Raw genomic sequence first — 12861 nt, 5'->3', positions numbered from 1 at the left:
GGAGCCGGGGGACGCTCGGGCATGTGGCCTGGGTGGCGTGTGGCGTGTGTGGCGTGTGTCAGGTCGACAGGACGTGTCCCGTGCCAGGGGCCACAGCTGAGCGTGAACCACGCGCCGAACACACCCGCCCGCACCACACTAACTGTCGAGCGTGCACACCTTCGGGCCGCGCATCAATCATCTAGGAGAGTTTTCGCGCGCGGCGAGGGGGATGGTGCGGCGTGGCCGCGGCGTGGGGGCGTGGGCGGCGTCGCGGCGGCGTGGCGTAGCGGCGTGGGGGTGCGGTGTGGTCGTAGGGGCTTCCGGATTTCCGCCGCACGGTGGGTTCACCCATCGTGTTGTGGGTTCCGCACCCTTCACACGGGTCAGGAACCCACAACACCGTGGGTAAACCCACCCCGCGGGAACGGACGGGCGCGGTCGTCCAGCGGGGGGCGGGAGTGGTCCAGCGCGGTCGGGCGAGGTCCAGCGCGGCACAGCGCGGCACAGCGCGACACAGCGCGGGCGGCGACTCGGTCACCGGGCCACCCACGGATCGGTCACAAGAGCCGGATAACCCCGCCGGGGTTCTCTGCTCTCATGCCGACGAAGAACCCCCAACACGTGCGGTTATCCGCTCGTATGCCGTGCCGCGGCGGCGCGGGGCGCGGCAGCGCGGGGCGCGGTAGGCGGGGCGCGGTAGTCGGGGCGCGGTAGTCGGGGCGCGGTAGTCGGGGCGCGGTAGTCGGGGTACGGCGGTGGGGGTACGGGTACGGCGGTCGGGGTACGGCGGTCGGGGTGGTGCAGGTTGGGGCGGGATGGGATTACGGGGTGTTGACGGATTGGGGTTTGGGGCGGGGTGGTGGGGGGGCGGGGGCTTAACGTCGGCGGCATGGTTGATGTGGGCGTGATTGGTGGGTCGGGGTTTTACGAGTTCCTCGAGGAGGCCGAGCGGGTCGAGGTGCAGACGCCGTTCGGGGCGCCCAGTGAGATGCCGGTGGTGGGGGTGGTCGGGGACCGGGAGGTGGCGTTCGTTCCGCGGCACGGCGTCGATCATCGGTTTCCGCCGCATCGGGTGAACTACCGGGCGAATCTGTGGGCGCTGCGCGAGCTCGGGGTGCGCCAGGTACTGGGGCCGTGTGCGGTCGGGTCGTTGAAGGCGGAGCTGACGCCGGGGACGTTCGTCGTACCGGACCAGTTCGTCGACCGGACGTGGGGCCGGGCGCACACGGTGTACGACGAGGCGCCGGTGATGCACACGTCGATGGCGGATCCGTACTGCCCGACCGGCCGCGCGACGGTGATTGCGGCCGGCAACGTCGTACCTGAGGGAACGATGGTGGTGATCAACGGACCGCGGTTCTCGACCCGCGCCGAGTCGCAGTGGCATGCCGCGCAGGGGTGGTCCGTGGTCGGGATGACCGGGGCGCCGGAGGCGTCGATCGCGCGCGAACTCGGCCTCTGCTACACGTCGATCGCCGTGGTGACAGACCATGACGCGGGCGTCGAGACCGGCGACGGCGTCACCCAGGAGGAGGTGTTCGAGGCCTTCAAGCACAGCATCGAACGCCTCCAAGCGCTGCTCCGACATGTCATCCGCCAACTCCCGACGACTGACGACTGCACCTGCCGAGGGGCCGCGTCATGAAGGTCCTGCTCACCGGCGGCGCCGGCTTCATCGGTACCCACGTCCACGACCAACTCCTTGCCGAGGGCCACGAGGTCACGGTGCTCGATTCGTTCCGCCCGGACGTGCACGGCGGGCGCCCTGCGCCGCGTCCAGGTCTCGTCATCGGCGACATCCGCGACGCGGACGCGGTGACGAAGGCCCTGGACGGTGCAGACACCGTCATCCATCTCGCGGCGAAGGTCGGCCTCGGCGTCAACCTGGACGACATCGACGACTACGTCTCGTCGAACAGCCTCGGCACCGCGGTCCTCCTGAAGTGCATGACGTCCGTCCGCAACCTGGTCTTCGCCAGCTCGATGGTCGTGTACGGCGAGGGGCGCTACGACTGCGAAACGCACGGACAGGTCGCCCCGGGCCCACGCCGTACCGAGGACCTCGACCGAGGCCGCTTCGAACCTCCGTGCCCGCACTGCCAAGCACCATTGAAGCCCGGGCTCGTCACGGAGGACGCCGTGCCGGATCCGCGCAACGCGTACGCCGCCGGCAAGCTCAACGGTGAGCACCTGGCCGCCACGTGGGCGCGCGAGACCGGCGGACGGGTCACCGCGCTGAGGTTCCACAACGTGTACGGCCCTGGCATGCCGCGCAATACGCCGTACGCCGGTGTCGCGGCCATCTTCCGCTCCGCGCTCGAACGCGGCGAGACGCCCCGGGTCTTCGAGGACGGCGGGCAGCGTCGCGACTTCGTGCACGTCCGGGACGTCGCCGCCGCGGTGACGCTGGCGGCGTCGGCGCTTCCCCAGCAACCGCCGTTTCGTGCGTACAACGTGGGTACCGGCACCGTCACCACGATCGGCGAGGTCGCCACGGAGCTCGCCGCCGCGTACGGCGGTCCGCAGCCCATCGTCACCGGTCAGTACCGGCTCGGCGACGTACGGCACATCACCGCCTCGTCCGATCGGCTGAAGGACGAGCTCGGCTGGAAGCCGGCGTACGACCTGCGGACCGGCCTCGAGGACCTACTCCGATCGGCTGGTTAGCGCCGCCACCGGCGGCAGGTCGATCTCGAACGCGCACCCGCCGTCGACGTTGCTGACGGCAATCTTCCCGTCATGCGACTCGACCACCCCGCGCGCGATCGCCAGCCCGAGCCCGCCACCCCCGGCCGGCCGGCCCTCGACGGACCGGCCGTCGGCGGACCGGCTGTCGATAGTCTCGGGTGTGCGCTGCTCGTCACCGCGCCAGCCGACGTCGAAGACCCGCTCCAGGTCGTCGACCGGGATTCCGCCGCAGCCATCGGTCACCGCAAGCCGCACCTGCCCGTCGGCCTCGCGGTCGACCGCCAACGTCACGGTCCCACCGGGGCCGGTGTGCCGGATCGCGTTGCCGACCAGGTTCGTCACCGCGCGGGTCAGCTCGTCCGGGTCCCCCTGGACGGCGAGCCGGTCGTCGTCCGGCGGCGTCGAGACCGCCAGCCGGACGCCCGAGGCCCGCGCGTGCTCGTTGTTCTCCCCCGCGACGTCCTCGACCAACTCACGCAGGCTGACAGCCGATCGGCGCCGCGGCGGCGGAGCGGCCGACAGCCGGGACAGCTCGAACAGGTCGTCCACCAGCCCGGTCATCCGGTCGACGGTCGCGCGCATCTGCCGCAGCGCCCCCGGTACGTCGTCGATCACGCCGTCCTCGAGGCCCTCCGACACTGCCCGCACCCCGGCCAGCGGCGTCCGCAGATCGTGCGACATGAACGCCACCAGCTCCCGCCGACTGGCCTCCAGCGCACGTTCGCGCTGATGCGACGCGGCCAGCTTCTGCCGGGTCAGCTCGAGCTCGTCGGTCAGCGCCGCCAGCTCGGCCGGCACCGCGCCGCCGTTGGTCTCCGTGGGCTCGTACGACGTCCCGAGGTGGCGCAGGCGCCGCCCGACGTCCCGGGACCCCACACTGATCCAGTGCCCGAGCAGGACCGACATCGCCAGCCCGAGCAGCGCCGCGAACGCGAGCGTCCACAGCACCACCCACGAGTCGTGCTCGGAGATGAACATCGCCCGGACGCTCTGCAGAATGGCGGCCAGTGCACCGGCCATCGGGGCGAGCGCGGCCACGATGATCGTGATCCGCAGCGAGCGGCGCCGGAACTGCCACAGCGCGGCAGCACCGATCGCGGCCACCACCAGCGTCCACAACGTGGTGAGCGCCAAGATGGTCGCCATGTCCTTGTTCACGGCGCGTCCCCGGCGAACATGTACCCGGTGCGCGGCACCGTGAGCACCAGCTTCGGGTCGGACGGGTCGGCCTCGATCTTCTCCCGCAACCGGCGGACGTGCACGATCACGGTGGACGAGTCACCGAAGTCCCAGCCCCAGACGCGGCGGAGCAGCTCGATCTTCGTGTACGCCTTGCCGGCGTGCGAGACCAGGTACGCCAGCAGGTCGAACTCGCGGTGCGTCAGCGACAGCTCCGCGCCGTCCAGGAAGGCGCGCCGGGCCGCGGTGTCGACCACGACCGGTCCCGCGCTCAGCTTCGTCGGCGTCAGGTCGAGACCCGCCAGCCGCTCCTCCCGCCGCACCAGCGCGTGCACCCGCAGGGTCAGCTCGCGTGGGCTGAACGGCTTGACCATGTAGTCGTCGGCGCCGACCTCCAGCCCGACCACGCGATCCTCCTCCTGGCCGCGGGCGGACAGCATGATCACCGCCGCGGTGTCGTCGGCGGTCCGCATCCGGCGCAGCACCTCGAGCCCGGACAGGACGGGAAGCATCACGTCCAGGACCACCACCGACGGCTTCCACTGCTGCCAGACCTCGACCGCGGACGCCCCGTCCGCGACCACGCGGGCGTCGTACCCGGCCTTGGTCAGATACGCCGATACGACGTTCGACACGGTCGGGTCGTCGTCCACCACAAGCACTCGAGTAGCCACGGCACGAGGGTAGATCCTCCCCCCGGTCGACCGCCGCACCAGCCTCGGTCCGAGGTACGCCGTAAGCGATCCGTAGCCGGGTTCGGGCGTTCCCGGGGCGGTTTCGTCCCTACCGTCGAAGCATGCCCGTCGATCTCGTCCTGCCGTGCCTGAACGAAGCGGCCGCCCTCCCCTGGATCCTCGAACGGCTCCCGCACGACATCCGTCCGATCGTCGTCGACAACGGCTCCACCGACGGCTCGCCCGGCATCGCCGCCGAGCTCGGCGCGACCGTGGTGCGCTGCGAGCTCAAGGGGTACGGCGCCGCGTGCCACGCCGGTCTGGAGGCAGCCGAGGCGGATGTGGTCGCGGTGATGGATGCGGACGCCTCGCTCGATCCGCGGCAGCTGGTCCGGGTGGTCGCGCCGGTCGTTGCCGACCGCGCCGACCTGGTCGTCGGCCGCCGCCGCCCGGTCTCCCGCCAGGTCTGGCCGTGGCACCTCCGGCTGGCCAACGCGGAGCTGTCCCGGCGGATCAGGCGCCGTACCGGCGTCGCGCTGCACGACCTCGGCCCGATGCGCGCCTTTCGCCGTACGGCGCTGCTCGGGCTGGCGCTGACCGACCGGCGCTCCGGATACCCGCTGGAAACGGTCGTCCGCGCCGCCGACGCGGGCTGGCGGATCGCCGAGGTCGACGTCGACTACCTGCCGCGCTCCGGCCGCTCGAAGGTCACCGGTACCCCGCTGGGCGCCGCCCGCGCGGTCCTGGACATGTCGAAGGTGCTGCGCTGATGGAGACCCTGCAGAAGGCCCAGCAGCAGCCCGCACCGCGCGTCGCCGTGCTGAACACCCTGATAGTGATCGCGAAGGCTCCGGTCCCGGGGCGGGTGAAGACGCGGCTGCAGTCCGAGTTCACGCCGCGCGAGGCCGCTGCGCTGGCCCGTGCCTCGCTCGTCGACACGCTCGGCGCGATTCAGGCCGCGCCGGCGTCGCGTCGCGTCATCGCGCTCGACGGCGAGCCCGGCCCGTGGCTGCCGTCCGGGTTCGAGGTGGTGGCACAGCGCGGCGGTGGTCTGGACGAACGGTTGGCCGCGGCCTTCGATGACACGTACGACGGCACACCGATGCTGCTCGTCGGCATGGACACACCGCAACTGCGGCCGGAGCTGCTCAGGTTCGACTGGTCCGGGTACGACGCGGTGCTCGGGCTGACCAAGGACGGCGGGTATTGGTGCATCGGGCTCCGCGCACCGGACGCCCGTGCGCTGGTCGGCGTACCGATGTCCACCGACCACACCGGGCGGGACCAGCTGCATCGCCTGTTGTCGCTGGGGTTGCGGGTGCGGATGCTGCCGACGCTGCGGGACATGGACACCCCGCAGGACGCGGCATACCTCGCAGCCGAGTTTCCCAAGCTGCGGGTGTCCCGGTTGTACCGCCGGCTGGAGCATGCGGCGCATCCCGGACTGCTGTTCGACCAGGCGCTCGGCGGCTCGACACGCGTTGTCGCCACCGCCTCGGACGGCCGGACCGTACCGTCGCTGTCCGACGTGGACCGGTGGTCCGCGCCCGCGGACGACGTGGACCGACTCGCCCTGAGCCGCTGTGAGGGGCCGGTGCTCGACATCGGCTGCGGACCGGGCCGAATCGTCACCGCGCTCGCCGAACGCGGGATCCCGGCGCTGGGGGTCGATGTGTCCCCACGGGCAGTCTCGCTCACCACCTCGCGTGGTGCGGCCGCGCTGCACCGGCCCGTGCAGGACCGCCTGCCCGGTGAAGGACGCTGGGGCAGCGTGGTGCTGATGGACGGCAACATCGGGATCGGTGGCGACCCGACCGAGATGCTCCGCCGCTGCGCCGAACTCGTCCGCCCTCAGGGCCTCGTACTCGTCGAGGTCGATCCGGACGACGATCTCGATGACAGCAGTCCGATCGTCCTGCGCACCGCCGGCGGCCGCCGTTCCGTTCCGTTGCCCTGGGCAAGAGTCGGTGCGCGCGCGCTGATCCGGCACGCGCGCGCCACAAACCTGCATCCGACCGAGGACTGGCGCACCCCGCATCGCGCGTTCCTCACCCTCCGCCGGACCGCCTGATGCGCGCCCACCTCCCGACCCGCGTCCACCTGCTGGCCGGTCTCGCCGCGATCGCCGCTGCGGTAGCCGTGATCTGGTCCGCCGCCGAGCACTGGCACCCGAATCTCACCCTCGCAGTCGCCACAGTAGGCACCGGTCTGCTGGTCTGGCGGTTCGGCCGCGCGCTGTCGATCGGCGCCGTCGTGGCGGTCGCGGCGCTGTGCCAGGTGCCAGGTGTGCTGCACGCCCCGATCACCAGCACGGACGCCTACCGGTACGTCTGGGACGGGCGCGTGCAGTTGTCCGGCCACTCGCCGTACGGATATGTGCCCCTGGACGATCTGCTGGCACGGCTGCGCGACCCGGTGCTGTTCCCCGGCCTGTCGCCCGCCGAACGTACCGGCGTGACGGCCATCCCCAAGGATCCGGCGCGCCTCCCGGTGGACGACGACCGGACGCGCATCAACCGTCCCGGCGTGCCGACCATCTATCCGCCGGTGGCCGAGGCGTACTTCACGGTGGTCGCGCTGGTCACCCCGTGGTCCGCCGGGACGCTCGGCCTGCAGATCGCGGCCGCGCTGATCGCCATCGCACTCACCTGGCTACTCGCGGTACAGAACCGGCGCTGGGCCGCCTTGTGGGGTTGGTCACCGATCGTCGCCCTGGAGGCGAGCAACGCCGCGCATGTCGACGTCCTCGCGGCGCTGCTGATCACGGCCGCCGTCGTCACCACTGCTCGCCGGCCGAAGCTGGCCGCGATCCTGCTCGGCGCGGCCGGCAGCGTGAAGCTCCTTCCGCTCCTGCTGCTGCCCGCGTTCCGGGGCCGCCGGCCCTTCGTTGCCCTGGGCTCCTTTGTGGTCACGTACCTGCCGCACCTCCTGGCCGTCGGCACGCTGGTCCTCGGTTTCCTGCCCGGCTACCTCAGTCAGGAAGGGTTCGAGGACGGCAGCTCCCGATCGGCGATTCTCGCGCTTTTGCTGCCTCCTGAGGCTCGTCAGCTCGTTGCCGCGGCGCTCGCACTCGGCCTCGCCGCACTCGCCTTCCACCGGGCACCACGCGACCCGATCGCACTCACCTGCTGCTGGTTGTACGGCGCCGCGCTGCTGATCGCCACGCCGACGTACCCGTGGTACGGCCTCCCGCTGATCGCGCTCGCCGCGCTGGCCGCCCGCCCGGAGTGGATCGCCGTACCGATCGCGGCGTACCTGGCCTACGGCAGCTTCGGCCACGACACCCGCCAGGGCCTGATCTACCTGACCGCCGCTGCCATCGTTGTCAGCTCGATCACCCTCCGTACCCGAACACTTGCGGATACAGGTTTGACCGCAGGGGTCCTCCATGCCAACACTGGCGGGCGTGACGAAACGCCTCGCCCTCGCAACCTCGGCCGAACTCGCTGAGCTCCTCCCCGAGGAGCGCCCCTTGCTCGACGCGCTCCGCGCCGCCGGCCTCGACCCGGTGGTCGAGGTCTGGACCGACCCGTCCGTCGACTGGTCCGCCTACGACGCGGTCCTGCTGCGCACGGTCTGGGACTACTACCGGCTGTACGACGTGTTCACCGAGTGGCTCGCCCAGCTCGACAAGGCCGGCGTACCGGTCCTGAACGCGACCGACCAGGTGCGCTGGAACGGCGACAAGAAGTACCTGCTCGATCTGCGTGAGCGCGGGGTGGCGATCGTTCCGTCGCAGGTCGCGGCGGGCGCGTGCCTGCGCGAGGTACTGGCCGGGCTGGCCGGGCAGGACGTCGTCGTCAAGCCGACGGTCAGCGGGAACGCCCTGCACACCATCCGCGGCGTCGCCGGCTCACCCGAGCTGGATCGGGCGCTCGACGAGCTGCCGGACCTGGTGTACCTCGTGCAGCCGTTCGTACCGGAGATCCAGACCGACGGCGAGTGGTCGTTGCTGTTCTTCGACGGCGAGTTCAGCCACGCGGTGGTGAAGCGGCCCGCGACTGGCGACTACCGGGTCCAGGAGTCGCACGGCGGACAGACGACACCGGCCGATCCGCCCGCCGAGGTCCTCGAGGGCGCCCGGGCCGCGCTGGAAGCCGCAGCGGGACCGATGCCGACGTATGCACGGGTCGACGGCGTCGTCGTCAACGGCCGCTTCCTGCTGATGGAAATCGAGCTCATCGAGCCGTACCTGTTCCTGCCGCAGGCCCCGGCAGCGGCCCACAAGCTCGCCGCCGCCGTGGCGAACCAGCTGTCCTGAACCCGGCCGAAAGGCCTACGCCGTCGCCAATCGAGCCTCGGCGCGCGACGGCACGCCGTCCGACGGGTCGTCCACCAGGTCGCCCCGCCGGACCGGATCGTTCTCCGGCAGCAGGATGTCGCGGGCGACCACGAGCATCAGCCACAGCGTGCCGGCCATCCGCAGGATCACCGACAACCAGTAGATGCGGTCCGGGACCTGCGGGTCGCCGGGCGCCAGGAACTGGGCCAGATGCAGCCACACCAGCATCCAGTAGAAGCATTCGCACGCCTGCCAGATCAGCCAGTCCCGCAGCCGCGGCCGGGCCAGCGCCACCAGCGGCAGCAGCCACAGCACGTACTGCGGTGAGTAGACCTTGTTGACCAGCAGGAACGCCGCCACCACCAGGAACGCCAGTTGCGCGAACCGCGGCGGCCGCGGTGCCATCAGGCCGAGGATCGCGATCGACAGGCAGAGCCCGGCGAAGATCACGATGTTCAACTGGTTGACGTTGGCGACCTCGTGCTTGGCCAGCTTGAGCACGTACCAGATCGAGCCGTAGTCGCTCTCCCGCTCGTCGTTGAACTGCCAGAACGACAGCCATTCGTTCTTCGCCAGCAGGTAGATCGGCGCGTTCACCACCGCCCAGGAGGCCGCGGCCGCGATCGTCGCCTGGAACCACGACCCGAGCTTCCGGCCGCGCAGACAGACGATCAGCAACGGTCCGAGCAGCAGGAACGGGTAGAACTTCGCCGCCGTCCCGAGCCCGAGCAGGATGCCGAACCACACCGGTCTTCCGCGCGACCAGGCGAACATCGCCCCGGCGGTCAGCGCGACCGCGAACAGGTCCCAGTTGATCGTCGCGGTCAGGGCGAGCGCCGGTGCGGCGGCGACGTACAGCGCGTCCAGCGGCTGCCCACGGGCGGCGCCCGGTCTGCTCGCGACACCGCGGGCGGTCGCGACCGTCAGACCGACGATCAGCAACGCGCAGAGGAACAGCAGCACGGTGTTCACCAGGAAGAACACACCGGCCGTTTCGCGCTTCTGCTCGACGGTGACGTCCTGCTTCGGGTCGCCGGTGATCAGCCAGGTGATCTGGGCCGCGACCTCCATGAAGCCGCCGGTCAGCACCGGATACTCCAGCACCGGGTAGTTGCCGGTGTCGAGGAACGGCCGGTTTCCCTCGGCGAACCCGCGCTCCTGGTACAGGAAGCCGATGTCGGAGTAGCACAGCGCCTTGAACGGCCGCCAGCTCTGCCGGTCCCAGCCGGCCTCCATGCACGGCGCTTTCTGCAGTACACCGAGGCCGAACGTGAGCGTGCAGACCGCGAGCGCGATCCGCAGTGGCGTCCACCACGAGGAGCCGAACCGGGCGAACCGCCCGGCCGGTCCGCCGAGCCCGACGGTCAGGCCGGCGAGGGCCGGGTCAGCCTCCGAGGGCTTCCGCACGGTCTCGCGCTCTGGTCCGGTCACGGTGGGCATCATCTCCTATCGGCTCACCTGGAAACAGGCCGGGTCGGCCCGCCGGTGATCGGCAGCGCAGCGACAGAGCGACTACACGGCACCGGCGAGTTCCTCACTCCGCCAGGAAGCTCCGCAGGACCTCGGTCCCCGCCGGACCCGCCGGCAACCACCGGGTGCCGGCGACGGCGTCCGCGACGACCCGGTCGGTGACGAAAACCGTACCGCCGTACCTGCGGGCCTTGCGGCGGACTTCCTCACGATCCACCCGACCGTAGACCACCACGGCGTGTTTGACCCGCGACGCGGCGAGCATCGGCACGTCGTCCGCAAGGTCTTCGCTGCCGAGCGGCGACAGCCAGTCCTCGATCAGCAGGTGCGAGATCCCGTCCAGGTCCGGCAACGACAGCTTCGTCCGGACGGCCGCGACACCGCCGAGCTCCTGGGCCCATTGCTTCGCGGCGGCCGCGCCAACCGGCCCGATCACCAGCTTCGGCTCGTCCTCGGGGCCGGGCGGGCCGGCCAGTTCGGCGTACAGCTCCCGTAGGTGACCGGCCTGGGTCTCCCAGGACATCTCGTTGCGCAGCCCCGGGTCCGCGGTCCGTTCCCGGTACGGCGCCGGGTCGCGCAGGATCCGCCGGACGGCGGCCGCGAGATCGTCGGGATCCTCCGCGGTGAACACCTCGCCGATCCCGGTCTTGCCGACGAACTCCTCCAGCGTGGGCATGTCACTGGTCACCACCGGCAACCCGGCGAAGGTGTATTCGAAGACCTTGTTCGGCAGGGCCATCTCGTGGCTCGGGTACCGCAGGATCGGGATCAGCCCGACGTCGGCGGTGCGCAGGAACGGCACCACGTCGCTGGTCGGCACCGGATCCAGGAAGTGCACGCGATCCGTGACCGCCAACTCCGCGGCCTGGTCGCGCAGCTCGCCGACCGGGCGGGTGCGGGCGTGCGGCACGCAGACAACGGCCAAATGGACGCCGGGCAGCGACGGCAGCGCCGCGATCGCGGTCTCCACGCCCCGCGCGCGAGTCACGCCGCCGCTGTACACGAGCAGCGGTACGTCCGCGGCCAGCCCGGTCATCGTCCGGATGTCGGTGATGTCGCCGCTGTCGACCCACAGTTGCGGGCTGTTGATGACGACGGTCGGTTCCCGGTCGAGCCGGTACCGCCGGTGAAGTGTCCGGGCGATCTCCGGGCTGACCGTCACCACCCGGTCGACGGTCTTGATGTACTCGCGCTCGTGCTGCGCCCACGCCGCGATCATCCGCGGCGTACGACCGCCGTACTGCGACAGACCGGGTACGTACTCGTGCGCGTCGTACACAACCTTGACGGTGCGCCGGCGCAACGCCGCCCGGCCCGCGGCGCGGGACGCGACACCGATCACGTGCATGTCATGGGCGTGCAGCACATCCGGCCGCAGAGCGTCCAAGATGTCGGCGAAGATCGCCTCGTAGTCGTCGGCCTCGGGGATCACCGAGCGCCAGTTGACCAGGCCTTTGCGCGCGGGCAGCCAGTTGTCCCACCACTGCCAGACGCCGGCTGCTTTGCGGCTCTCGAAGTCGCTCAGCCACGCGCCCGTCGACAAGGCGGCCTGGGACAGCTGCCAGCGGCGGCGCCGGACCGCGCGGGCGACCCGGCCGGTCTGGAAGCTCACTCGGCCGATCGACCCGGCGCGCCGCGCCGCCAGCGCCCGGCCCGACTCAGCATGCAGGTCCGCCACCCGCGCCGCTATCCGCGCGCTCCGGGCCGGATCGGCCTGGACGTCGAGCAGCCGCCGGCCCCGGCGGACGACGCGCCGCCGGTTCCGTTCGTCGCGCAGGACGAAGCGGCCTGGCAGCCGGATCGTCACCACGCCGCCGTCGATGGTGTCGACCAAGGGTTGCCCGGCGGTCGTCACGCCGAGCAAGGTCACCCGGTAGCCGGCGGTCCCCAGCGCCACGGCTTCCTTCAGGACCCGGGTGTCGTTCGTGATGTCGTTCGCGACGAGCATGACGACATGTGGTCCGCCCACTCACACTCCTGTGAAATTCTGTGGCGCGCCGGGGGTACGACAGGCCTTGAGCAGGCAATATACGTCCACACCACTCAGCGGCGTACCTCCGGTGCACGTGTCGCGCCCGGCGGCTCCAGGTACGCGAGCCACGTGGTCAGCAATCGCTCCAGTTGCGCGGTCTCGTCCGGGCTCAGCGCCTCCAGCAGCCGCCTCTCGTTCGCCATGTGCGCGGTGAACGCTTCGTCGATCAGCCGCCGCCCGGCCGGAGTCAATCGCACCACCCGACCACGGCCGTCCGCGTCGCTGCGCCGGCGCTCCACGAGCCCGGCCGCCTCGAGCCGGTCGAGCCGCTTGCTGATCGCGCCGGTGGTCACCATCGTGTGCAGCGCCAGTTCCCCCGGCGCCCGCTCGTACGGCGCTCCCGCCCGCCGCAGCGCCGCGAGAACGTCGAACTCCCCCTCGCTCAGCCCGTACCGCGCGTAGAGCAGCGTCAGCTCGTTGGTCAGCTGGTTCGCGATCCGGTGCAGCCGGCCGATCACCCCTTGCGGCGAGGTGTCGAGATCGGGACGCTCGGCCCGCCATTCGGCCTGGATTCTCGCTACGTGGTCCACGAAATCCACTCTATCTTCCTGGGA

11 protein-coding genes are annotated in these 12861 nt (G+C 71.1%); 6 read left to right on the top strand and 5 right to left on the bottom strand.

Features of this window, described 5'->3' with window-relative positions:
* Positions 1-871 precede the first annotated feature (871 nt).
* Together AB0B82_RS11575 and AB0B82_RS11570 are read left to right on the top strand one after the other, a co-directional pair.
* Positions 872-1627 carry an S-methyl-5'-thioadenosine phosphorylase gene (locus AB0B82_RS11575; protein WP_360165354.1) on the top strand — a complete coding sequence of 252 codons (756 nt, stop codon included), beginning with the start codon at positions 872-874 and terminating at the stop codon, positions 1625-1627.
* On the top strand, positions 1624-2649 hold the full coding sequence (locus tag AB0B82_RS11570; RefSeq protein WP_360165351.1) for an NAD-dependent epimerase/dehydratase family protein: 1026 nt from the start codon (positions 1624-1626) through the stop codon (positions 2647-2649). The genes AB0B82_RS11575 and AB0B82_RS11570 overlap by 4 nt, the downstream gene beginning before the upstream one ends.
* Here AB0B82_RS11570 and AB0B82_RS11565 read toward each other — a convergent pair.
* Positions 2629-3816: a HAMP domain-containing sensor histidine kinase gene (locus tag AB0B82_RS11565; protein ID WP_360165348.1), complete on the bottom strand. Its 1188-nt coding sequence runs from the start codon at positions 3814-3816 to the stop codon at positions 2629-2631. The genes AB0B82_RS11570 and AB0B82_RS11565 overlap by 21 nt on opposite strands.
* Before the next feature lie 8 nt (positions 3817-3824).
* A complete protein-coding gene (locus AB0B82_RS11560) occupies positions 3825-4523 on the bottom strand; it encodes a response regulator transcription factor (protein ID WP_360165345.1) in 699 nt (232 codons plus the stop codon).
* A gap of 122 nt (positions 4524-4645) precedes the next feature.
* Here AB0B82_RS11560 and AB0B82_RS11555 point away from each other — a divergent pair, with 122 nt between their 5' ends.
* Genes AB0B82_RS11555 through AB0B82_RS11540 form a run of 4 tightly spaced genes read left to right on the top strand, consistent with a single transcriptional unit; the run spans position 4646 to position 8784 of the window.
* Positions 4646-5293, top strand: coding sequence for a glycosyltransferase family 2 protein (locus tag AB0B82_RS11555; RefSeq protein ID WP_360165342.1), 648 nt, complete (start codon positions 4646-4648; stop codon positions 5291-5293).
* Positions 5293-6594, top strand: coding sequence for a DUF2064 domain-containing protein (locus tag AB0B82_RS11550; protein ID WP_360165340.1), 1302 nt, complete (start codon positions 5293-5295; stop codon positions 6592-6594). The genes AB0B82_RS11555 and AB0B82_RS11550 overlap by 1 nt, the downstream gene beginning before the upstream one ends.
* Complete coding sequence (locus AB0B82_RS11545) at positions 6594-7973, top strand: glycosyltransferase 87 family protein (protein WP_360165337.1); 1380 nt, start codon at positions 6594-6596, stop codon at positions 7971-7973. Before AB0B82_RS11550 ends, AB0B82_RS11545 begins: the two co-directional genes overlap by 1 nt.
* On the top strand, positions 7930-8784 hold the full coding sequence (locus AB0B82_RS11540; protein WP_360165334.1) for a hypothetical protein: 855 nt from the start codon (positions 7930-7932) through the stop codon (positions 8782-8784). The genes AB0B82_RS11545 and AB0B82_RS11540 overlap by 44 nt, the downstream gene beginning before the upstream one ends.
* 15 nt (positions 8785-8799) lie before the next feature.
* Here the strand turns inward: AB0B82_RS11540 and AB0B82_RS11535 are convergent, their stop codons facing one another.
* The 3 genes from AB0B82_RS11535 to AB0B82_RS11525 form a co-directional block, all read right to left on the bottom strand.
* Positions 8800-10245: a glycosyltransferase 87 family protein gene (locus tag AB0B82_RS11535; RefSeq protein WP_360165494.1), complete on the bottom strand. Its 1446-nt coding sequence runs from the start codon at positions 10243-10245 to the stop codon at positions 8800-8802.
* Positions 10246-10339: 94 nt separating this feature from the next.
* Complete coding sequence (locus AB0B82_RS11530) at positions 10340-12244, bottom strand: glycosyltransferase family 4 protein (RefSeq protein WP_360165331.1); 1905 nt, start codon at positions 12242-12244, stop codon at positions 10340-10342.
* Between the two features lie 74 nt (positions 12245-12318).
* Positions 12319-12837 (bottom strand): MarR family transcriptional regulator, encoded by a 519-nt coding sequence (locus AB0B82_RS11525; protein ID WP_360165328.1) that lies wholly within the window; start codon positions 12835-12837, stop codon positions 12319-12321.
* Between the last annotated feature and the right edge of the window lie 24 nt (positions 12838-12861).

It is taken from the genome of Kribbella sp. NPDC048915 (assembly GCF_040649595.1).
In the GTDB taxonomy this organism is placed as follows: domain Bacteria; phylum Actinomycetota; class Actinomycetes; order Propionibacteriales; family Kribbellaceae; genus Kribbella.
Note: the sequence above shows the minus strand (reverse complement) of the source record. Positions and strands in the feature narration are given on the sequence as shown.

What these genes read in the sequence shown, in the direction of transcription:
- AB0B82_RS11570 (WP_360165351.1), top strand. Translation starts at nt 1,624, where the DNA reads ATGAAGGTCCTGCTCACCGGCGGCGCCGGCTTCATCGGTACCCACGTC.
- AB0B82_RS11565 (WP_360165348.1), bottom strand. Translation starts at nt 3,816, where the DNA reads ATGGCGACCATCTTGGCGCTCACCACGTTGTGGACGCTGGTGGTGGCC.
- AB0B82_RS11550 (WP_360165340.1), top strand. Translation starts at nt 5,293, where the DNA reads ATGGAGACCCTGCAGAAGGCCCAGCAGCAGCCCGCACCGCGCGTCGCC.
- AB0B82_RS11535 (WP_360165494.1), bottom strand. Translation starts at nt 10,245, where the DNA reads ATGCCCACCGTGACCGGACCAGAGCGCGAGACCGTGCGGAAGCCCTCG.
- AB0B82_RS11575 (WP_360165354.1), top strand. Translation starts at nt 872, where the DNA reads ATGGTTGATGTGGGCGTGATTGGTGGGTCGGGGTTTTACGAGTTCCTC.
- AB0B82_RS11555 (WP_360165342.1), top strand. Translation starts at nt 4,646, where the DNA reads ATGCCCGTCGATCTCGTCCTGCCGTGCCTGAACGAAGCGGCCGCCCTC.
- AB0B82_RS11545 (WP_360165337.1), top strand. Translation starts at nt 6,594, where the DNA reads ATGCGCGCCCACCTCCCGACCCGCGTCCACCTGCTGGCCGGTCTCGCC.